Source organism: Serinicoccus chungangensis, assembly GCF_006337125.1.
Lineage (GTDB): Bacteria > Actinomycetota > Actinomycetes > Actinomycetales > Dermatophilaceae > Ornithinicoccus > Ornithinicoccus chungangensis.
Map to the genome: position 1 here is coordinate 63,127 of NZ_CP040887.1, position 19,442 is coordinate 82,568.

The window sequence follows — 19,442 nt, forward strand, 5'->3', positions numbered from 1 at the left end:
GTCAGTCGGTCGGCTCCTCCGAGGGGGGTGGGTCCTCCGGCGGTCCCGGCTCGGTCGGCTCCGGCTCGGTCGGCTCCGGGGGCACCGTCGGATCCTCGGTGGTGGGGTCCTCGGTGGGCTCCTCCGTCGGCTCGTCCGTGGTGGGCTCCTCGGTGGGCGTCGGCGTCGGGCTGGGCGTCACCGTCACCGACTCGGTGACGACCTCGGTGGCGGTCTGGACCGGCTCGGCGGCGACGACGAGCTCGACCGTGGTGCCCTGCTCGACCGTGTCGCCGGGGTCGATCGACTGCTCGAGGACGGTCCCGGCGTCGGCGTCCCCGGTGCGCCGCGTCGTGACCTCCCACTCCAGGGTCTGCTCGTCCAGGAGCAGCACCGCCTCGTTCTGGTCGCGACCGACGACGTCGGGGACCTCGACCTCACCGCTGGACACGGTGAGCACGATGAGCTGGTCGGGGGCGATCTCCTCGCCCTCACCGGGGTCGCTCGAGACGACCTGGCCCTCCTCCCAGTCCGGGTCGTCGGTCTCCTCCGACTCCCCGCGTACGTTGCTGAACCCCTCCCGCTCCAGCAGGTCGCGGGCCGCCTGCTCCTCCAGCCCTTGCAGCCGGGGGATGGTGCGGGCCTGCGGGCCGGCCGAGACCGTGAGCTCGATCTCCTCGCCCCGGGGCGCCTCCCCGCCGGGCGGGTCCTGCTCGATGACGATGCCGGGCTCCTCGGCGCTGTTGCGCTGCACGACGGCCTCGGCCACGGTGAAACCTGCCGCGGTCAGCGTGGTGCGCGCCTGCGCCTCGGTGCTGCCCACGGTGCTCGGCACGACGAGCATCTCGGGCCCGTCGTCCCCGTTGGGTCCGAGCACCTGCACCAGGACCCAGGCGACCCCGGCCAGCGCCACCAGGGCGAGCGCCCCGAGCATCAGGGCGGCACCCGGGTGGCGGCGCTCGCGGACGGGCAGCTCGTCGGTCCGCTCGTAGCGGTCGTCCTCGTCGGAGCTCGGGAAGATCCCCGTGGGCTCCTCGGGATGGTCCTGCGCCCCCGCGCCGGCGGCGGGCACCGCCTGCGTGGCGGCACCGGCCCGGCTCGTCGCGGCGGCCGCGACGGCGGCCGCCCCCGCACCGGCCACCCCGAGCCCGAGGGCCCGGTCGTAGGTGGATCGCGCCGCGGCGGAGACCGGCTCGCCCGCCCGGGCGGCGTTGAGGTCGGCGCGGAAGGCCGCCGCGTCCTGGTAGCGCTCCTCCGGCTTCTTCTCCAGCGCGTGCAGGGTGACCGCGTCCAGGGCCTGCGGCAGCCGGGCCGCGTGGGTGGACGGCGCCTTCGGCGCCTCGCCGAGGTGCTGGTAGACCAGCGAGACGGGGTCGCCCTGGAAGGGCGTGCGCCCGGCCAGCAGCTCGTAGAGCAGGCACCCGACGGAGTAGAGGTCGGAGCGGCCGTCGACGTCCAGCCCCTGGGCCTGCTCCGGGGAGAGGTAGCGGGCCGTGCCCATGACGGCCTGGGTCTGCGTCATGGTGGCGGCGGTGTCGGCGATGGCCCGGGCGATGCCGAAGTCCATGACCTTCACCGCACCGGCCTCGGTCACCATGACGTTGGCGGGCTTGATGTCGCGGTGCACGAGGCCGCGCTCGTGGGCGTACTCCAGCGCCGCGAGCACCGCGGCGGTGATCCGTGCCGCCTCGTCGGGGTCCAGGGTGCGCTGCTCGTTGAGCAGCTCGCGCAAGGTCTTGCCCTCGACCAGCTCCATGACGATGTAGGGCACCTGCACCGTGGCTCCGCCGGACTCGACCACCGCCTCCTCGCCGGAGTCGAAGACACCCACGATGGCGGGGTGCGACAGGCCGGCGGCCGACTGCGCCTCGCGCCGGAACCGGGCGAGGAAGGAGGAGTCCCGGGCCAGGTCGGTGCGCAGCACCTTGATCGCCACCGGCCGGCCCAGCCGCAGGTCGTGGCCCAGGTGCACGTCAGCCATGCCACCGCGGCCGATGAGGTCGCCGAGCTCGTAGCGTCCGCCCAGCACCCGCTGCGAGGCCGGGGGGTCGTCGGGGCGTGGGGTGGCCTGCGTGGGGTCCTCGCTCATCGTTCCACTCCTGCGTCGAGCATGGCCCGGGCGACCGGCGCCGCGACCTGTCCACCGGTCTCCCCGGTCCAGTTGTCGGTGGCCGACTCGACGATGACCGCGACCGCGATCTGCGGGTCGTCGGCGGGCGCGAACCCGGTGAACCAGGCGTGGGCAGCTCCGCTGTCACCGAACTCGGCGGTGCCGGTCTTGCCCGCCACCTGCACCTCCGGCAGGGCGGCGGCCTGGCCCGACCCCTGCTCGACCACGCGCACCATCATGTCGGAGAGCTCGTCCGCGGTCTGCCCGGAGACGGCCCGCGCCCGGGTGCGCGGCTCGGCGGACTCGATGACCTCCAGGTCGGAGTTGCGCACCTCCTCGATGAGGTATGGCGTCATCAGCACGCCGTCGTTGGCGATCGCCGCCGAGATCATCGCCACCTGCATCGGCGTCACCCGCACCTCGAACTGGCCGATGCCGGTCAGCGCCAGCTGGGCGTCGTCGAGGGTGTCCGGGTAGATCGAGGGGGTGACGCTCATGGGGACATCGAGCGGCTCGCCGAACCCGAAGGCCTCGGCCTGCTCACGGATGGCGTCGGCGCCCAGCTCACCGGCCAGCCAGGCGAAGGAGGTGTTGCACGAGACCTGGACCGACTCGGCGAGGGTCGGGCGGTCCTCCGGGTCGCAGGCGGCGCCGCCGAAGTTGGGCAGCGTGGTCTCGGTGCCGGGCAGGGTGTAGGTCAGGCCACCCTCCAGCTCGGTGTCCGGCTCGTACTCCCCCGACTCCAGCGCCGCGGCGGCCAGGACGAGCTTGAAGGTCGAGCCGGGCGGGTAGAGGTCGCCGCCGATGGCGCGGTTGGTCAGCGGGTCCGCCGGGTCCTCGATGAGCGCGGTGTAGGCCTCGTCGACCGCGCTCAGTCGGTGGCTGGACAGGGCGTTGGGGTCGAAGCCGGGGCGGCTCACCATGGCCAGGATCGCCCCGGTGCTGGGGTCCAGGGCGACGGCGGCTCCCTGGCGGTCACCCAGGGCCTCCACCGCCGCCGCCTGCACGTCCGGGTCGATGGTGAGCTCCAGGCTGGCCCCGGAGGCCGGCGTGCCGGTGACGACGTCGGACAGCCGCTGGTAGAAGAGGCTGTCGTCGGTGCCGGCGAGCAGCGAGTCCGCGGCCCGCTCCAGGCCCAGCCCCGCGCCGTAGGTGAAGGAGTAGTAGCCGGTGACGTGGGCGTACCGGGACGGCTGCTGGTAGCGGCGCAGCCACTCCAGCTCGTCGTCGGTCGGCTCCGAGGAGGCGATGGGGCTGCCGTCGACGAGGATGGCCCCCCGGTCACGGCTGTAGTTCTCGATGAGCGTGCGCCGGTTGCCCGGGCGCTCGCGCAGGTCGTCGGCCTGCACGAACTGGATCCACGTGGTCGCCAGCAGCAGCGCGGTGAACATGGCGAAGACGACGAGCGCCAGCCGTCGGACGGGGGTGTTCATCGCAGGGCCTCCGCCCGCTCGGCGGCGTCGATGCTCGGGTCCTGGCGGCGCTCGGAGATCGGGCGCCGAGCGGCGTCGCTGATCCGCAGCAGCAGCGCCACGATGATCCAGTTGGCCAGCAGCGAGGAGCCGCCGGCGGACAGGAACGGGGTGGTGAGACCGGTCAGTGGGATCACCCGGGTGATGCCGCCGACGATGACGAAGACCTGCAGCGCCACGGTGAAGGACAGCCCCACGGCCAGCAGCTTGCCGAAGCCGTCGCGGGATCCGATCGCGGTGCGCAGCCCGCGCTCGACGAGCAGGGCGTACAGCATGAGGAGGGCGAACAGGCCCACCATCCCCAGCTCCTCGCCGAAGCTGGCGACGATGTAGTCGCTGTTGGCGTAGTAGGTGATGTAGGGGTAGCCGTTGCCGAGGCCGGCACCGAAGATGCCGCCGTGGGCCAACCCCATCAGCCCCTTGGCGACCTGGTCGGACTGGTCGGGCGCGAACGGGTCCAGCCACAGGGTGACCCGGCTCTGCACGTGGCTGAACAGCCGCCAGGCCAGCACGGCGCCGGAGGCGAAGAGGGTCAGGCCGATGACGATCCAGCTGGTCCGCTCGGTCGCGACGTAGAGCATCGCGACGAAGAGGCCGAAGAAGAGCAAGGAGGAGCCCAGGTCGCGCTGCAGCACGAGGATGAGCACCGAGAGGGACCACGCGACGAGGATCGGACCGAGGTCCCGGGCCCGGGGGAGCTGCAGGCCCAGGACACGGCGCCCGACGAGCGACAGGGCGTCCCGGGTGGAGACGAGGTAGCCGGCGAAGAAGACGGCCACCGCGATCTTCGCCAGCTCGCCCGGCTGGAAGCTGAACGGCCCGATGCGGATCCACAGCCGGGAGCCGTTCACCGTCTCCCCGATGACCGGCAGCATCGGCAGCAGGAGCAGGACGAAGCCGAGCGCCATCGCGATGTAGGTGTAGCGGCGGAGCACCCGGTGGTCGCGCAGCAGCACGAGGACGACCGCCGCCATCGCCATGGCCAGGCCCGTCCAGATGAGCTGACGGCTCGCGACCCCGGAGGTGCCCAGCTGGCCGGGCACGAGGTCGATCCGGTGGATCATCACCAGGCCCAGCCCGTTGAGCAGCGTCGCCAGCGGGAGGAGGAGGGGGTCGGCATACCTCGCGCGCAGGCGGAGCACGACGTGCAGACCCGCCGCCAGCGCCGCGAAGATGCCGACGTGCCACCAGACGTCCGTGGGCAGCTCGCCGGTGACCGTGAGGTTCACCGCGACGTAGGCCAGGGTGACGATGCCCACGGCGAGCACGAGCAGCAGCAGCTCGATGGTCCGGCCGCTGCGGACCGCGAGGCTGGTGACGGTCGAGGGGGTGGGGGTCGAGGTGCTCACGGGCATCCCTCCGGCCAGACGACCGTCGCGGTGGGACGGGGCTCGTCCTCGGCGCCGGTGGGCGCGACGCCGGAGGTGGCGTCCCCCGGGCCGGCGAGGGCGCCGCTGCCCAGGTCCAGGGACTCGCGCAGCAGGTCGTCCACGGGCGAGGGCGTGCCCGAGCCGCCGGTGGCGTCGGCGAGGCTGTCGGCGGTGGTCGTGTCCATGTCGTCCGGGACCTGCGTGGAGGTGGTCCCGTCGGGCAGCAGCACGGTCGGGACGCAGGCCGCCGGGGTGAGGGCACGCAGGTCCTCGACGACACGGTCGGCCCCGGCGCGGCCGTCGGCGGACAGGGTGTCCTGGACCCGGGCCTGGTAGTAGTCCGGCAGGTCTTCCACGAGCACGTCGGTCTGCTCCTCGGCCGTGGACAGCCGCAGCGGCCCGAGGTCCTGGGAGATGCCGCGGTAGATCGTCACCCGGCCGTCCTGCTCGCCGACGAAGTACTGCTGCTGGCTCCACGTCCAGGCCGCCCAGCCGCCCGCGACGAGCACCGTGGCGACGGCGACACCGACCCCGACCAGCCGCAGCCAGCGGACCCAGGGGCGGGTCTGCTCCTCGGCCAGCACCGGTGCCTCGGCGATCTCCGAGGTGCCCGCCGCCTCCCGGGACAGGGCGGCGGCCTTCTCGGCGGGGCTGAGGTGGCTCAGCGGGCGGGTGCCGCGGCGCTCGCTGGCGGCCCCCACCACCTGGGGCTTGCTCGTGCCCTCGCCGGGTGACACGGCGTCGGCGACGATGACGCTGACGTTGTCGCGGGTCGAGGCGCGCAGGGCGGTGTGCACCAGCGCGTCGGCGACCTGGCCGGGGGTGCGACCGGGCTCGGCGAGGATCTCCGTGACGACCTCGGTGGAGACGTAGTCGGTGAGCCCGTCGCTGCACAGCAGCACCCGGTCGCCCTCGCGCAGCTCGCGCAGGGACAGGTCGGGGTGGTCCTCGGGGCGGCCGGTGAAGACGCGGGTCACGAGGGAGCGCTGCGGGTGGTGCTGCGCCTCCTCCTGGCTGATCCGGCCCTCGTCGAGCAGCTTCTGGACGAAGGAGTGGTCGGTGGTGATCTGGGTGAGGCGGCCACCGCGCAGGAGGTAGGCCCGGGAGTCGCCGATGTTGGCGACCGCGAGCTTGCTGTCCACCCGGAGCATGGCGATGCACGTGGTGCCCATGCCGTCGGAGTCGGGGTAGACCTCCATGACGTCGGCGAGCCGGTTGTTGGCCTCCTCGAGGGCGTGCTCGAGGATGTCCAGCGCGTCGTCGGCGCCGTGCGACTCCCCGTCGAGGTGCACGAGCTCGCCCACGACGAGGGACGAGGCGACGTCACCCGCGGCGTGCCCGCCCATGCCGTCGCAGAGCACCAGCAGCTCGGGACCGGCATACGCGGAGTCCTCGTTGCGGGACTTGCTGCCGAGGCCGATGTTGGTGCGCGCGGCGTAGCGCAGGGCGAGGGCCATGCTCAACGACGCAGCTCGAGGACGGTCTGGCCGATCCGGATCTGCGCCCCCGGGTCGAGCCGGGCACCGGTGCCGATGCGCTGGCCGTTGACCTCGGTGCCGTTGGTCGAGCCGAGGTCGTCGGCGTACCACGCGTCGGCGCCGGGGTAGATGCGCAGGTGCCGGCCCGAGGCGTAGTCGTCGGTGAGGACGAGCGAGCACTCGGGGTTGCGCCCGACGAGGACCCCGGCGTCGTGCAGCGGCACCGAGGTGCCGCGCAGCCGGCCCTCGGTGACGACGAGGTGGGTGGGGGTGTTGCGGCGCTGCTTGCGGTCCGAGCGCGACTCCGGCTTGCGGGTGGGGCCGGCGTTGCGGGTGAGCACCCGGGTGCCGTAGAGGTCGCCGCGCAGCGCGCCGACGACGGCCACGACGAAGGCCCAGAGCAGCACGACGACGCCGAGGCGCAGCAGGTTGAGGGTCAGCTCACCCATCAACCCTCCAGGTGGACCGTGATGTGGGTGCGTCCCAGGGTGATGCGGTCGCCGGAGCGCAGCTCCTCGCTCCCGACCTGCTCACCGTTGAGGTAGGTGCCGTTGGTGGAGTTGAGGTCGCGCAGGATGACCTGCAGGTGCGGCCCGTCGTGGCCGATGCGGATCTCGGCGTGGCGGCGGGAGGCCCCGGGGTCGTCGACGACGATCGTGCAGTCGTCGCCACGACCGAGGGTGGTGACGGCCGTGGTCAGCGGGACCTGACGGCCGTCGATGGTCAGGGCGGGGCCGGAGCGGCGCGGGCGCGGCCGCTCCTGCGCGGGCCGACGGTATGCCGACTCCTCGTAGGCCTCGGCGTCGCGGTCGTGGTCGCTCGCCTGGGCGGCACGACGTGCGTCGGCCTCCCGCTGCTCGCGCTCCTGCGCCTCGCGGCGCTCGTCCCGGGCGCGCTGGGCCTGGGCGAACTCGCGCGCGCCGCCGCGCTGGCCGCCCTGCCGGCCGTCCTTGGCCGTCGGGCGGACCCGGAAGATGCCGGTCTCCAGCTCCTCGCCGGAAACGAGACGGACCTCGAAGGGGCCGGGGGCGACATACCGCTGGGCGTCGGCGTGGTCCTCGGCGGCGGCGACGAGCTCGTCGGTCAGGGCGTGCTCGTAGGACGCCAGCCGCTCGTAGTCGGACTCGGCCAGCTCGACGGTGAAGACGTTGGGGACCATGGTGCGCCCCGGGCCGAGCACCGCGGCCCGGTCGTCCATGGCGCCCCGCATGGCGGAGGCGATCTCGACCGGCTGCACCTCGGCCTTGAAGACCTTGGCGAAGGGCTGCTTGACGGCGCGCTCGAGACCCCGCTCGAGCCTGTCGAACACACCCACGTCCTGCTCCTCGGTCTCGTCACGGCACTGGCTGGCGCCTCGATGGTATCTGCCGACGGTGGGAGGAGCCTGGAGGCTGGGGGGTGCGGTGAGGGCTGCGGCGGCGGGTCCGGTGGGCCTCGGGCGGGGTCGACGATTCGGGCCGCACCCTCCCGGCGTGCTAATCTTGCTCGGCACTCGCGCGAGTGGCGGAATAGGCAGACGCGCACGGTTCAGGTCCGTGTGCCCGCAAGGGCGTGGGGGTTCAACTCCCCCCTCGCGCACGACGAAGGGCCCCAGGGATCATCGATCACCTGGGGCCCTTTCTCTGTGCCCGCCCGGGCTTGTCTCGGTCACGCCGGGGGGTCCGGCGCCGGGCCCCACGCATCACCTGTCCCATCCGTCACCTGCTGCGGGGACGTGCACGACGGCACGGGGTATGTCCCCGTTCCCGGTGCATATCCCCGCGCCGTGCGGCGGGTGAGGCTCGAGCGACCGGTGGGAGACCCGGCCGTGCCCCGGCCGCTCGGCAGACTGCTCAGAGCCGGGTGACCGGCCCCCGGCTCATCCCCGCAGCCGGTCCTCAGGCCTCGTGGGCCACCACGCCGCGCTGGAGCACCATCTGCAGCTGGCTGTCGGGGTCGGCGAGGACCTGGGCGTCCTGCAGCGGGTCGCTCCGCCAGAGCGTCAGGTCGGCCGTCGCGCCCTCCGCGACCGTGCCCAGCGTCCCGGTCCGCCCCAGAAGGTCGGCACCCACGAGGGTGGCCGAGCGCAGGATGTCCTGCGGCGCCTGGACCTGCGCGCGGATCGTGAACTCGTGGCTCTGGTGCCGGTGCATGGCGCCCAGCAGGTCGGTGCCCAGTGCGATCCGGACCCCGCCCTTGGAGGCCAGGTCCAGCGCGTGCAGCCCGGCCTCGAGCACGTCGCCCACCTTGGCCTGGCTGGCCTCGGGCAGCCCGGCCTCGGCGCCCTCCTTGCTCAGGTAGTCGTAGGTGACGAGGGTCGGGACGAGGAAGGCGTCGTGCTCGCGGAAGAGCGTGACGCTGGAGGCGTCGATGAGGTTGCCGTGCTCGATGCACCGCAGGCCCAGCTCCAGCCCGCGGTTGACGGCCCGGGCGGTGTAGGCGTGCCCCGTCACGTAGCGGTTGGCGTTGGCGGCCTCCTCCACCACCGCCCGGATCTCGTCGACCGAGAACTGCAGCGAGTCGACCCGGTCGGTCGGGGAGGCGACCCCGCCGGAGAGCATGATCTTGACGTGGTCGGCGCCGGTGCGCAGCTGGTTGCGCGCGGCGCGGCGGACCTCGTCGACCCCGTCGCAGAGGGTGCCGATGTTGGGGCAGCAGACGTGGTGGTCGACCACCTGGCGGCCGGCGCTGCGCAGGTCCGCGTGGCCTCCGCTCGGGGACAGCGCCTTGCCGCCGAAGAACACCGTGGGTCCAGACCAGAGCCCGTCGGCGACCGCGGCCGCGACCCCGTGGTCCGCCCCGCCGACGTCGCGTACCGAGGTGAAGCCACGCCGGAGCATCCCGCGCAGGATCCCCTGGGTCTGTGCCGCGACGTAGAAGGGCGAGTACTCCGCCTGGGCCGCCAGGTCCGCCGTGCCGGCGGTGACGTGGACGTGCGCGTCGATGAGCCCGGGGCTGACGAACAGCCCGGTGGCGTCGACGGTGGTGGCGGACCGCGGGACCGTCACGTCGGTGCCCACCTCCTGGACCACCCCGTCGCTGACGACCACGTCGGCACGCACGGCCTCCCCGGCCGTGACGTCGCAGACGGTCCCTCCCTGTAGGACGACGGTATGCGGTTCCACTGGTGGTCTCCTCTCGCGGGCTTCGTGCCTCACCCTGCCACAGTCCCGCAAGAAATGTTGCACAATGTCACCATGTCCGTCAGCGAGGTGCCGCCGTGGGTGGCGGCGCGCCTGGGGGCACGTGCACCGGGGCGGGGGGTGCAGGAGGTGCTGAGGACGCTGGGCTCGCACCCGCGCCAGATGTCGTATGCCTCGGTCCAGGAGGCGGCGGACCTCGCCGAGGTGAACCCCGCCACGGTCGTGCGTGCGGCCCAGCTCATCGGGTTCACCGGCTGGCCGCAGCTGCGGGCGGAGGTCCGGTCCCGCTACCTGTCGCTGCTCTCCGCCTCCGAGGTGCTGCAGGAGCACGGGGAGGCGCAGGGTGCCGGGGAGTCGGCCGTGCGTCAGGACCTGCACAACCTGCGGGACCTGGGCACCCTCCTCGACGAGGACCAGCTCGCCCGGGTGGCGGCCATCATCATGGCCGCCCGCACCACCCTCGTCCTCGGGTCGGGCAGCTTCGCGGCCCCCGGTCTGCAGCTGGCTCACCTGGCGCAGACCCTGGGGCACGACGTCCGGCTGGAGCGGGCGGGCGGCACGGCGCTGCTCAACGCCTTCGCGACGCTGCGCGAGGGGGACGCGCTGGTGATCTTCCACCTGTGGCGGACGCCCGGGGACCTGCTGCAGATCGCGGGGCTCGCCCGTGACCGGGGGGTGCGGCTGGTCGTCGTCGGCGACCACGCCCGCCCGGGGATCACGGCGCTCGCCGACGAGTTCGTCATGGTCCCGAGCGAGGGGGCCAGCATGTTCCCCTCGCTGGTGCCGACGGTGACGGTGGTCCAGGCGGTCGTGGCCGCGATCGTGGCGGCCGACCCGGGGGCGGCGACCCGGGCCACCGACGCCGCCGACGAGCTCTGGCGCGACTTCGGTCTCTTCCCCCGCGACAAGGACGGACTGCTGCCCGAGGTGCAATAGTTGTTGCAATCTGGTGGCACTCGCGGTTGGATGGCGTGCAACGTCCGCCGGGCCCGGCGGTCCCATCCCGTCCCTGTGGGAGGTCTGTCATGCAGCCCGTGCACGTCACCATCCTGGTGCTCTACCTGGCCCTGATGGTCGGGATCGGCGTCTGGTTCAGCCGGCGCAAGTACACCGCGACCGGGGACGACTTCCTCTTCGCCGGCCGCAGCCTGCCCAAGCCGGTGATGATCGGGACCCTGCTGGCCACGTGGGTCGGGTCCGGGACGATCATCGGCGGGGCGAGCTTCGCCTACACCTACGGGCCGCTGGCCTCGATCTTCTTCATGGCGGGAACCCCGGTCGGCATCGTCGTCCTCTACTTCATCGCCAAGCGGGTCCGCCGCTCGGCCGCCCACACCGTGCCCGAGCTGCTCGAGCGGCGCTACGGCGTGGCGGTGCGGATCATCGCGGCCCTCATCACCATCCTCGCCTACACCGGCATCACCGCCTACCAGTTCACCGGCGGCGGCTACATCATCAGCGTCATCACGCCCCTGTCCCCACAGGGCGGCGCGATCCTCGTGGCCGTCATCATCACCCTCCTCGCGGTGGGCGGCGGGCTGCGGTCGGTCGCCTGGAGCGACTTCGTCTCCGCCATGGTCATCGTCGTGAGCCTGCTCGTGGCGCTGCCGATCATCCTGGGCCGGGACATCGGCGGGTGGGACGCCTACTGGCAGGGGATGCCGGACACCCACACCACCCTCTCCGGCGGACTCCCGGCGCTCGCCCTGCTGGGCTACTTCCTCCCGCTCTTCCTGCTCATCCTGGCCGACCAGAACATGTACCAGCGGCTCGGCGCGGCCCGCACCGAGGAGGAGGCCAAGCAGGCCACCGCGGGCTTCTTCCTCACCAGCTTCCTCGTCACCGTGCCCGTCGCGCTGCTCGGGTCGGCGGCCGTGGTGCTCATGCCCGACATCGAGCCGGACACCGCCATCCTCTCCCTCGCCGGCGAGGGCTACCTGCCGGTGGTCATCGGCGGACTGCTGCTGGGCGGCGCGCTGGCCTTCATCATCACCACCGGGTCCTCGTTCCTGCTCTCCGGCGCCGGCAACGTCGTCTACGACGCCGTGCAGCGGATGATGGGTGTCTCGCTCGACGACGGCGGCCGGCTCAAGGTGCACCGCCTGGCGGTCCTGGGGATCGCCGTGGTGGCCTACGTCCTCGGGCGCTTCTTCCCCACCGTGCTGGAGCTGCAGCTCTACTCCTACACCGTCTACGGCGTGGCCCTGGCCCCGCCGGTGCTCGCGATCTTCTTCTGGCCGCGCGCGACGAAGTGGGGCGCCATCGCCTCGATGAGCGTCGCGGTCGTCGTCACCATCACCTGGGAGCAGCTGGGCCAGCCCGGCGACGTCACCTCGGTGCTCGTGTCCCTGCCCGCCACCCTGGTCACCCTGGTGGTCGTCAGCCTGCTGACGCCCGGGTCCCGGCGCGCCGGCGAGGACCAGCCGCTGGAGACCGCCGAGGGTGAGGCGCGGTGATGCGGCTCCAGGACTACCGTGCCCTCAGCTTCGACGTCTACGGCACGCTCATCGACTGGGAGGCCGGGATCGGGGGCGTCCTCGTCCCCTGGGCCGCGCAGGTGGGCCTGGGCCTGAGCGAGGAGGAGCTGCTGCGCGAGTATGCGCGGCACGAGGCCGACGTGGCGCGCGAGCACCCGCGCACGCTCTACCCGGAGGTGCTCGCCCGGGCGTTCGCGCGCACGGGTCGGGCGCTCGGCGTCGAGGTCGACGAGGGGTGGAGGCAGCGGCTGGGCTCCTCGGTGCCCGACTGGCCGGCGTTCGAGGACTCCGCCGCGGCGCTCGCCTCGCTGGCCGAGCGCTTCTCGCTCATCATCCTGTCCAACATCCACCGCGACGGCTTCGCGGCGAGCAACCGCCACCTCGGCATGACCCCGACCGCGGTCGTCACGGCGCAGGACGTGGGGGCGTACAAGCCCGCCGACCCGCACTTCCTGGCGCTGGACGCCACCCTGCGGAACCTCGGGATCGCCCGGGAGGAGCACCTGCACGTCGCGCAGAGCCTCTTCCACGACCACGTCCCGGCCGCCCGGCGCGGGCTCGACTCGGTCTGGATCAACCGCCGCCACGCCCGCCCCGGCTGGGGCGCGACGCCGGAGCCGCGCGGGGAGTGGTCCTACCTGGCGGAGTACCCCTCGATGGCCGCCTTCGCGCAGGCCGTCCGGGACGGCGAGGAGATCTGAGCGCCCCGAGGGCTGCGCCCCGGCCCTGAGCGCCACGGGCTGAGCGGCCCGTGCGGGCGCGCGTCGCCCCGTCGGCTCAGCCGGGCAGCCCCGGCTCGCGGTGCTCGCCGAAGCGGTCCCAGTCGCCGAAGGTGATCATGGGCACCCAGTGGGCCGAGACGTCGACCCCGGTGAACTCCTCGACCTTGGCCGCGGGCTCACCCTTGACGGCAAGGTAGGAACGGGCCCACCCGTCGGGCTTGAACGTGAAGGCGGTATGCGCCTTGGAGTCCCTGAGCGACAGCCACTTCGTCTGGTCGTCCGGGTAGACGTGCACCGTGACACCGCTCAAGAACAGCTCCCCGGGACGATCGGCCTGCTCGTAGAAGTGGTAGTGCTTCACCTGCGAGCCGAACGAGTCGTAGAACACGGTCCCGACATACATCCCCTCGGGGTTGATCTTGAGCGTGTAGTCCGGCACCACGCCACCGGAGGGATCGGTGACCCTGCTCACCGAGAGGCTCGGGCCGTCGGTGAAGCGCTTGCGGGCCTGCGGCTCACTGATCTCCTGGATCGGTTTGCGCAGCACGGGGTGCCAATCACGTCCGTAGCGGTAGGTCATGGTGTCCCGCTCAGCCGCTCAGCCGCTCAGTCGCCCAGTCCCGGCTCCCGGTGCTCGCCGAAGCGGTCCCAGTCGCCGAAGGTGATCATCGGCACCCAGTGGGCCGAGACGTCGACACCGGTGAACTCCTCGACCTTGGCCGCGGGCTCACCCTTGACGGCGAGGTAGGAGCGGGCGCGTCCGTCGGGCTGGAAGAGCAAAGACCGGTGCGCCTTGGAGTCGCGGAGCGACAGCCACTTGTCCTGCCCGTCGGGGTAGACCGTGACCACGACCTCCCGGAGGAACAGGTGGCCAGGACGGCCCGCCTCCTCGTCGAAGTGGTACTTCTTCACCTCCGAGCCGAACTCGTCGTAGAAGACGCTGCCGACGTACATCCCGTCAGGGTCGATGCTGAGCGTGAAGTCGGGGACCGCGCCGCCGGAAAGATCGTCGACCCTGCTGACCGAGAAGAACGGGCCGTGGGTGAATCGCCGCTCAGCCTCGGCCTCGGTGATCTCGCCGATGGGCTTGCGCAGCTTTCCATGCCATCTCTGGCCATACCGGTAGGGCACGTGTCTCGCTTCCTCAGTCGAACAGGTGGGCGGTGTAGTCGAAGCCGTTGATGTCGATGATATGGACGCCGTTCTCGAAGGCGTACTCAGCCACCTCGTCAGGGATCGTCCCTCCGGCCTGGGGCGGCACCTGCAGCACCATCTCGCCCTGGAGTCGTTGACCTGCCAAGCCCGACATCTGCGTCGAGGGCACGTCGGCGACCCTCGCCGAGTCGGGGTACTTCGTCACCAGCTCGTCGATGTAGCTGAACGCCGTGGTCGGCTGCACGTCGCTGAGCTGGGTGAGCTTGCGGGAGATGATCTCCTCGCCGGGGACGTAGCTGTCCAGCCGGACGTAGCCCGACCCGCCGGGCGCCTGGAGGTAGACCTGGTTGTGCGGGTAGTTCGGGGTCATGTAGGTGTCGAACCTGTTGCCCGCCACCATGTTCTGCAACCACGGCCGGTCCCCGAAGCGGCGCAGCTCGGCCGGGGTGAGGAAGGCGTCGGTGGTGAAGTTCGCGGCGTCGGCCAGCTCGTCGGCCGAGGCCGCGAGCCGGCCGCCGGGCAGCAGCCGGCCGACGTCGGTCCCGCTGGCGGCCAGCCGCTCGATGGAGGCCAGCTCCTCGACCGTCAGCGCGCGCTTGACCCACTTGCCGCCGACCGCGAACCACCCGACGACCGGCACCGCCCCGGCGTAGGACAGCCCGGCGTCGACGTAGTTGCCCTCGGCGGTGTACCAGAGGCCGTTGAGCACGTCCGCCGGCTCGCCGACCAGCGGCAGCATCCCCAGGACGTCGAGGACGATGTGACCGGCCTGGGCGTACCACGGTGGCCGGTTCTCCTCGGCGATCCGCGCCTCCCGCTCGATCGCCGCGATCGACCCCTCGAGGTCCTCGACCAGCCCCGGCTGCCAGGCGTCGGCGCCCTCCACCGGCGGCGCCGCCAGCCCCGTCTGGAGCCCGGCGACCAGCTGGGACACGGCATACTCGTCCATCCCGCGGAAGCGCATCGTCTCCCACAGCCGGGCGTTCACCTCGACCGGTCCGTCGTCGGTCTCGACCGTGATGGTCCCGCCCTCGGCGAAGACCTGGCGCAGGGCCTCGGGGTTGTTGCCCATCCCCTGGTAGAGCCCGCCGAACGGGTCCGTCACCAGGTTGGTGGCCGGGCTCTTGCTCGGGTCCGGGTCGAAGACGAAGTTCATCGAGGCCCAGTAGTCCGCCCCGTCGTCGCCCTCCAGGTCGACCATCCGGTCGTGCACCGTCGTGAGCAGGTCGGTGGAGAAGGTGCCCCGCGAGATGACCAGGGACAGGCGCTGCGCCCGGCCGCTGAACGGCGGGACGTCCTCGATGGCGTCCGCCCAGGCCTCGCTCATCCCCGGGACCTCGAGGTCGCCCTCGCCCTGGGAGGCCAGCCCGTAGGTCATCCCGAGACCGTTGAGCAGCGCGTCGTAGCGGCCGTCGAAGTCGGTGGCCTCCTCCGGGGTCCGCGCGTGGAACTCGCGGTAGGAGGAGATGCTCTGGAGGTACTGGTCCAGCGTCGAGGGCGGGACCCGCCCCGCGACGGCGGAGGCGAAGTAGGGGTCGTGGGCGTGCTCCGCGAGGATCTCCAGCAGCCGCGGGTCGATGTCCTGGGGGTCGGCGAACTCCGCCGGCGTCATGAGCACCTCGACCTCGTCGGCCAGGGCGTCGACCTCCGCCTGCGACAGGTCGCTGACGTAGCTCTCGTCGATCTCGACGACGCCCACGCCCGGTATGCCCGGGGTGCTGGCAGCGATGAGGCGCGCCAGGGCGAGACGCCGGTTGAGGTCGCGGATGCGGTCACCCATCCACGTCCAGACGGCGGACCCGAAGTCGACCTGGGACACGGACCCGGTGCCGATGAGCACCTGGTCGAGCCGGCCGCGGATGGTGCTGACGTCGGAGGGGAGCTCGTCGTGGGCCGACGTCATGTCGGTGACGAGCTCCTCCATGGCCCCGATGTCGATGCTGACGAGTGCCATGCCGACCTCAGCGCGGTCCCATGCGCTGCCAGCGCACCTGCCAGGCCGTCGACGGCACCCGTTCCGGCTGCCCGGAGATGACCCGGTCGAAGTCGTCCAGCGCTGCTGGTCCGGCGTCGTTGAGCTTGCTGCGGTAGGTGTCCAGCTCGCCGGAGAAGTCCTCGCCCATGGGGCCCTGCCAGGCCCCGGCGTCCATGGCGCGCCGCGCCGCGCGGAGGGCGTCCTCCAGGCGCGCCGCCGGGCTCACGCACGTCGCCCGCGCGCTGCGCACGGCGTCCTTGTAGGTGTTGTTCACCATGACGACCTCGTCGTCCCCCGCCATCGCCCCACCTCTCCTCGCGCAGCAGAGGACACGTTAGCAGCGGTGCCCGACCTGCAGGGGGCGTCGGACGGCACCTCCACTCCCGGGGCGGGGTCGGCCCGCCGTGCTCAGGCCGCCCGGACGGGCGTCAGGTCAGCGCGGTTCGAGGACGACCACCGGGATGACCCGGTCGGTCTTGGACTGGTAGCCGGCGAAGCGCTCCTGCACCGCGACGAAGCGGGCGTAGATCTCCGCGCGCTCCTCCGGCCGCGCCTCGCGCGCCCGCACCGGGATCGGGCGCTTCCGGACGTGGATGGTGACGTCGGGGTGGGCCCGGAGGTTGTGCAGCCAGGCCGGATGACGGTCGGCGCCGTTCGCCGACGCGGCGACGGCATACCCCTCACCGTGCCGGACGAACATCAGCGGGGTCTCCCGCGCGGTCCCGGTCCTCGCGCCGACGTGGTCCAGGACGAGCACGGCACCGTCCTGCTCGCCGGCGCCGAGTCGTCCGGTCGCCTTGAGGAGCTTGGCGTGCAGGGTGGTCCCCAGGCGCATGAGCGTCGACATGTCAGTCCTTCCTGCCGGAGTAGAGCAGGTCCGCGTAGTCGGGGTGCCGGTCGATCCAGGCCTTGATGAACGGGCAGATCGGCAGCACCGTCCGGGTCCCCTGGTCGCGCACGTCGTCCAGGGCCCACCGCGCCAGGGCGCTGCCCACCCCCTGGCCCTCGGCGGCCGGCTCCACCTCGGTGTGCGTGAAGACCACGAGGATGTCGGTGAGCTGGTACTCGGCGAAACCCACGAGGGCGCCGTCGAGGTGCGCCTCGTACCGCGTCAGGTCGTCGTTCCGGGTCACCTGGACTTCGGCCATGCCCCCAGCCTCTCGCGACCGCGGCCCGACGTCCACACGGCCACCGCGCGCGACACGCCGCACGGGCCTCGTCCAGGCCGTCGGCGACGGGTGACGTGGGCGCAAACCCTGCGGTGCGTCGGACGCCTGTGCTTGCATGTCCCCCATGTCAACGACGACACGGACCCTCCTGGCCTCGACCTGCACCCTCGCCCTGGGCGCCACCCTCGCCGCCGCACCCGCGCAGGCGGCGAGCGGCGACGGTGACTACGTCGCCCTGGGCGACAGCTTCTCCGCCGGGACGGGCACCTACGCCCGGACCGACGCCTGCTACCGCTCGCCCTACGGCTACCCCGCGCTCATCGCCGGTCAGCAGGGCCTCGCCCTGGACTACCAGGCCTGCTCGGGGGCTAACACGACCGACGTGCTGGCCGACCAGCTCGGCACCCTCGACGCGCACACCGCCCGCGTGTCCATGACGATCGGCGGCAACGACGTCGGGTTCGCCGACGTGCTGACCGAGTGCGCCCTGCCCGGGTGGATCAGCGACTGCGACGGCGAGATCGACGACAGCCTGACCACCCTGCGGACGGTGCTGCCCGGCCGCCTCGACCAGGTCTACGGCGAGATCGCCGGGCGGGCACCCGACGCCGAGGTGGCGGTCGCCGGCTACCCCTACCTCTTCAACGGCCAGGACTGCTCCTGGGCCACCTTCTTCTCCGGCCGGGAGATGGCGCGGCTCAACGCCGGGACCGCCGAGCTGGACCGGCTCATCGACGCCCGCTCGTCCGCCGCCGGCTTCACCTACGTCGAGGTCCGGGACGACTTCGCCGGGCACGCCGTCTGCGACCGTCAGGCCTGGATCAACAACCTGACCCTGCCGATCGACGAGTCCTTCCACCCCAACCGGGCGGGCAACCGGGCCTACGCCTCGGCGGTCGCCCCCGCCCTGGGCCTCGCCTCGGTCGCGGCCCGCAGCCTGCCGGAGCCGCAGGCGCAGCCCGCGCCCGCGCCGAGCATCCGGTCGCAGGCCTCCGCGGTGCTCGGCATGGACCTGGCCAGCGCCGAGCACCTCCGCGAGGCGCGCGCGGCCGGCCTCAACCCTGGCGAGGTCAGGAAGGCGGTCGCCAAGCTGCGCAGCGGCGACGAGCGGGTCGTCCGGGAGGGGCTGCGGGAGCTGCAGGAGCTGGACGCCCGGCTCGCCTCCCGCGGCTGACCGCGCCGCCTCCCGGCGGTCGCCCGGCGGGGCGGCGGGGTCCGCTGCCATGCTGGCCCCATGCGCAACGTGCTCGGCTCCCCGCTCGAGGAGTGCGGTCTCGACCCGGTCACCGGCTTCACCCGGTCCGGCTGCTGCGAGGTGACCCCGGAGGACGTCGGGGTCCACGGGGTCTGCGCGGTCATGACCGAGGAGTTCCTGGCCCACGAGTTCTCGGTGGGCAACGACCTGCTCACGCCGCGGCCCTCCTGGGGCTTCCCCGGCCTGCGCCCCGGCGACCGCTGGTGCGTCGTGGCCGTGCGCTGGCTCCAGGCCCACCAGGACGGCCGCGCCGCACCGGTCGTGCTCGCCAGCACCCACGAGCAGGTGCTCGAGGTCGTCCCCCTCGACCTGCTGCGACGGTATGCCGTCGACGTCCCCGACGACCTGTCCGGGCTGTGAGGCTCAGCCGGTGGTCGGGGTCTCCCGCGCCGGGCGCTGCGACACCCCCACGAGGAGGGCTCCACCGAGCAGGTCGAGGACGCCGATGACCAGCAGGAGGATGGTGAGGGCACCGGAGTCCCCGGAGCCCAGCCGCTGGATGGCCAGGACGGTGATGACGATCCCGAGGATGAGGTAGATCCAGCCGCGTCGCCGCAGGTTGGTCGGGCTCCTGCGGCCCAGGTCCGCGGCCGACGGCCCTCCTGGTCCACCCGCCTCGGCGGTGTCGGCGGCGGGCGCACCAGTCGTCTCGGACGTCCCGGCGGGACCGGTCCCACCCGGGGCTGCTGCGACGGTGCCGTCGAAGGTCTCGCCGCGGTGGTGGTCGTAGGCGTCGTACCCGGTCTCCTGCACCACGGCGTCGACCGCCCCCCGCACCTGCGCGTGCAGCCTCTCGGCGTCTCCTGGCGCACCGTCGGGGGCGGTCACCGACGCCGAGCGGTCGAAGAGGTCCACCTGCAGCCCGGTGTCGAGGGCCCTGAGCTCGCCGTAGACGTCGCCGCCCGTCTCCTCCGCCACCCAGGTCTCGACCTCCCCGTCGACCACCTCGCGCAGGCGGGCCTCGATGCGGCGGAAGGTCTCGACGCCGGTGGCGAGCGCCTGCTCGTCCGCCTCGACCTCGGTGTCCTCGGCGTCGGCGGCGGCGAGCGCGTCCTCCCACTCCTGTCCGGGACGTCGCGGGCACAACGTGATGTCGTAGCTCATGGACCCATCTTGCCCTGTGCTCCTGCTGCGCAGCGCCAGCCCGCCACCACGTCC

General features: G+C 72.7%; 19 protein-coding genes and 1 tRNA gene. 6 read left to right on the plus strand and 14 right to left on the minus strand.

What is annotated here, in order from left to right:
- Window position 1: 1 nt before the first annotated feature.
- The 6 genes from pknB to FHD63_RS16805 are packed head-to-tail and all read right to left on the minus strand — an operon-like array spanning window position 2 to window position 7,718.
- The gene (gene pknB, locus FHD63_RS00250; protein ID WP_139719134.1) at window positions 2-2,068 is read right to left on the minus strand and encodes a Stk1 family PASTA domain-containing Ser/Thr kinase; all 2,067 of its coding nucleotides are present in this window, start codon (window positions 2,066-2,068) and stop codon (window positions 2-4) included.
- Window positions 2,065-3,522, minus strand: coding sequence for a peptidoglycan D,D-transpeptidase FtsI family protein (locus tag FHD63_RS00255; RefSeq protein WP_139719136.1), 1,458 nt, complete (start codon window positions 3,520-3,522; stop codon window positions 2,065-2,067). The genes pknB and FHD63_RS00255 overlap by 4 nt, the downstream gene beginning before the upstream one ends.
- Complete coding sequence (locus FHD63_RS00260) at window positions 3,519-4,916, minus strand: FtsW/RodA/SpoVE family cell cycle protein (protein ID WP_139719137.1); 1,398 nt, start codon at window positions 4,914-4,916, stop codon at window positions 3,519-3,521. Before FHD63_RS00260 ends, FHD63_RS00255 begins: the two co-directional genes overlap by 4 nt.
- Window positions 4,907-6,388 (minus strand): PP2C family protein-serine/threonine phosphatase, encoded by a 1,482-nt coding sequence (locus FHD63_RS00265; RefSeq protein WP_139722897.1) that lies wholly within the window; start codon window positions 6,386-6,388, stop codon window positions 4,907-4,909. The genes FHD63_RS00260 and FHD63_RS00265 overlap by 10 nt, the downstream gene beginning before the upstream one ends.
- A 2-nt stretch (window positions 6,389-6,390) precedes the next feature.
- Window positions 6,391-6,858, minus strand: a complete 468-nt coding sequence (locus FHD63_RS00270) for an FHA domain-containing protein FhaB/FipA (RefSeq protein ID WP_058891979.1) — start codon at window positions 6,856-6,858, stop codon at window positions 6,391-6,393.
- The gene (locus FHD63_RS16805; protein WP_275100608.1) at window positions 6,858-7,718 is read right to left on the minus strand and encodes an FhaA domain-containing protein; all 861 of its coding nucleotides are present in this window, start codon (window positions 7,716-7,718) and stop codon (window positions 6,858-6,860) included. Before FHD63_RS16805 ends, FHD63_RS00270 begins: the two co-directional genes overlap by 1 nt.
- A 185-nt stretch (window positions 7,719-7,903) precedes the next feature.
- Between FHD63_RS16805 and FHD63_RS00280 the strand changes: the two genes are divergently transcribed.
- Window positions 7,904-7,987 (plus strand) — tRNA-Leu (locus FHD63_RS00280).
- 299 nt (window positions 7,988-8,286) lie between these two features.
- Here FHD63_RS00280 and FHD63_RS00285 read toward each other — a convergent pair.
- Window positions 8,287-9,513, minus strand: a complete 1,227-nt coding sequence (locus FHD63_RS00285) for a metal-dependent hydrolase family protein (protein WP_139719141.1) — start codon at window positions 9,511-9,513, stop codon at window positions 8,287-8,289.
- A gap of 72 nt (window positions 9,514-9,585) precedes the next feature.
- On the opposite strand from FHD63_RS00285, the gene FHD63_RS00290 reads away from it, so the two are divergent.
- From FHD63_RS00290 to FHD63_RS00300, 3 genes are all read left to right on the plus strand, one after another.
- Window positions 9,586-10,467, plus strand: a complete 882-nt coding sequence (locus FHD63_RS00290) for a MurR/RpiR family transcriptional regulator (RefSeq protein ID WP_158296673.1) — start codon at window positions 9,586-9,588, stop codon at window positions 10,465-10,467.
- An 89-nt stretch (window positions 10,468-10,556) separates the two neighbouring features.
- On the plus strand, window positions 10,557-11,987 hold the full coding sequence (locus tag FHD63_RS00295; protein ID WP_139719145.1) for a sodium:solute symporter family protein: 1,431 nt from the start codon (window positions 10,557-10,559) through the stop codon (window positions 11,985-11,987).
- Window positions 11,987-12,709 (plus strand): HAD-IA family hydrolase, encoded by a 723-nt coding sequence (locus tag FHD63_RS00300; protein WP_139722898.1) that lies wholly within the window; start codon window positions 11,987-11,989, stop codon window positions 12,707-12,709. The genes FHD63_RS00295 and FHD63_RS00300 overlap by 1 nt, the downstream gene beginning before the upstream one ends.
- A gap of 76 nt (window positions 12,710-12,785) precedes the next feature.
- Here FHD63_RS00300 and FHD63_RS00305 read toward each other — a convergent pair whose 3' ends face one another.
- The 6 genes from FHD63_RS00305 to FHD63_RS00330 form a co-directional block, all read right to left on the minus strand.
- The gene (locus FHD63_RS00305) at window positions 12,786-13,310 is read right to left on the minus strand and encodes a hypothetical protein (RefSeq protein WP_139719147.1); all 525 of its coding nucleotides are present in this window, start codon (window positions 13,308-13,310) and stop codon (window positions 12,786-12,788) included.
- 26 nt (window positions 13,311-13,336) lie between these two features.
- Window positions 13,337-13,861: a hypothetical protein gene (locus tag FHD63_RS00310; protein ID WP_058891972.1), complete on the minus strand. Its 525-nt coding sequence runs from the start codon at window positions 13,859-13,861 to the stop codon at window positions 13,337-13,339.
- Between the two features lie 13 nt (window positions 13,862-13,874).
- Window positions 13,875-15,839 (minus strand): hypothetical protein, encoded by a 1,965-nt coding sequence (locus tag FHD63_RS00315; protein ID WP_139719149.1) that lies wholly within the window; start codon window positions 15,837-15,839, stop codon window positions 13,875-13,877.
- A gap of 7 nt (window positions 15,840-15,846) precedes the next feature.
- Complete coding sequence (locus tag FHD63_RS00320; protein WP_139719150.1) at window positions 15,847-16,161, minus strand: ferredoxin reductase domain-containing protein; 315 nt, start codon at window positions 16,159-16,161, stop codon at window positions 15,847-15,849.
- 132 nt (window positions 16,162-16,293) lie between these two features.
- Window positions 16,294-16,707, minus strand: coding sequence for a nitroreductase/quinone reductase family protein (locus tag FHD63_RS00325; RefSeq protein WP_139719152.1), 414 nt, complete (start codon window positions 16,705-16,707; stop codon window positions 16,294-16,296).
- A gap of 1 nt (window position 16,708) precedes the next feature.
- The gene (locus FHD63_RS00330; protein WP_139719154.1) at window positions 16,709-17,008 is read right to left on the minus strand and encodes a GNAT family N-acetyltransferase; all 300 of its coding nucleotides are present in this window, start codon (window positions 17,006-17,008) and stop codon (window positions 16,709-16,711) included.
- Window positions 17,009-17,153: 145 nt separating this feature from the next.
- Between FHD63_RS00330 and FHD63_RS00335 the strand changes: the two genes are divergently transcribed.
- Both FHD63_RS00335 and FHD63_RS00340 read left to right on the plus strand, forming a co-directional pair.
- A complete protein-coding gene (locus FHD63_RS00335; protein WP_139719156.1) occupies window positions 17,154-18,203 on the plus strand; it encodes an SGNH/GDSL hydrolase family protein in 1,050 nt (349 codons plus the stop codon).
- A 60-nt stretch (window positions 18,204-18,263) separates the two neighbouring features.
- Window positions 18,264-18,644: a DUF2237 family protein gene (locus FHD63_RS00340; RefSeq protein WP_139719157.1), complete on the plus strand. Its 381-nt coding sequence runs from the start codon at window positions 18,264-18,266 to the stop codon at window positions 18,642-18,644.
- Window positions 18,645-18,647: 3 nt separating this feature from the next.
- On the opposite strand, the gene FHD63_RS00345 is transcribed toward FHD63_RS00340, so the two are convergent.
- A complete protein-coding gene (locus tag FHD63_RS00345; protein WP_139719158.1) occupies window positions 18,648-19,388 on the minus strand; it encodes a hypothetical protein in 741 nt (246 codons plus the stop codon).
- Window positions 19,389-19,442 lie beyond the last annotated feature (54 nt).

Excerpts from the sequence above, each read along its gene's own strand:
- pknB (WP_139719134.1), bottom strand. The coding sequence starts at position 2,068 with ATGAGCGAGGACCCCACGCAGGCCACCCCACGCCCCGACGACCCCCCG.
- FHD63_RS00255 (WP_139719136.1), bottom strand. The coding sequence starts at position 3,522 with ATGAACACCCCCGTCCGACGGCTGGCGCTCGTCGTCTTCGCCATGTTC.
- FHD63_RS00260 (WP_139719137.1), bottom strand. The coding sequence starts at position 4,916 with ATGCCCGTGAGCACCTCGACCCCCACCCCCTCGACCGTCACCAGCCTC.
- FHD63_RS00265 (WP_139722897.1), bottom strand. The coding sequence starts at position 6,388 with ATGGCCCTCGCCCTGCGCTACGCCGCGCGCACCAACATCGGCCTCGGC.
- FHD63_RS00270 (WP_058891979.1), bottom strand. The coding sequence starts at position 6,858 with ATGGGTGAGCTGACCCTCAACCTGCTGCGCCTCGGCGTCGTCGTGCTG.
- FHD63_RS00290 (WP_158296673.1), top strand. The coding sequence starts at position 9,586 with ATGTCCGTCAGCGAGGTGCCGCCGTGGGTGGCGGCGCGCCTGGGGGCA.
- FHD63_RS00295 (WP_139719145.1), top strand. The coding sequence starts at position 10,557 with ATGCAGCCCGTGCACGTCACCATCCTGGTGCTCTACCTGGCCCTGATG.
- FHD63_RS00300 (WP_139722898.1), top strand. The coding sequence starts at position 11,987 with ATGCGGCTCCAGGACTACCGTGCCCTCAGCTTCGACGTCTACGGCACG.
- FHD63_RS00305 (WP_139719147.1), bottom strand. The coding sequence starts at position 13,310 with ATGACCTACCGCTACGGACGTGATTGGCACCCCGTGCTGCGCAAACCG.
- FHD63_RS00315 (WP_139719149.1), bottom strand. The coding sequence starts at position 15,839 with ATGGCACTCGTCAGCATCGACATCGGGGCCATGGAGGAGCTCGTCACC.
- FHD63_RS00320 (WP_139719150.1), bottom strand. The coding sequence starts at position 16,161 with ATGGCGGGGGACGACGAGGTCGTCATGGTGAACAACACCTACAAGGAC.
- FHD63_RS00325 (WP_139719152.1), bottom strand. The coding sequence starts at position 16,707 with ATGTCGACGCTCATGCGCCTGGGGACCACCCTGCACGCCAAGCTCCTC.
- FHD63_RS00330 (WP_139719154.1), bottom strand. The coding sequence starts at position 17,008 with ATGGCCGAAGTCCAGGTGACCCGGAACGACGACCTGACGCGGTACGAG.
- FHD63_RS00335 (WP_139719156.1), top strand. The coding sequence starts at position 17,154 with ATGTCAACGACGACACGGACCCTCCTGGCCTCGACCTGCACCCTCGCC.
- FHD63_RS00340 (WP_139719157.1), top strand. The coding sequence starts at position 18,264 with ATGCGCAACGTGCTCGGCTCCCCGCTCGAGGAGTGCGGTCTCGACCCG.
- FHD63_RS00345 (WP_139719158.1), bottom strand. The coding sequence starts at position 19,388 with ATGAGCTACGACATCACGTTGTGCCCGCGACGTCCCGGACAGGAGTGG.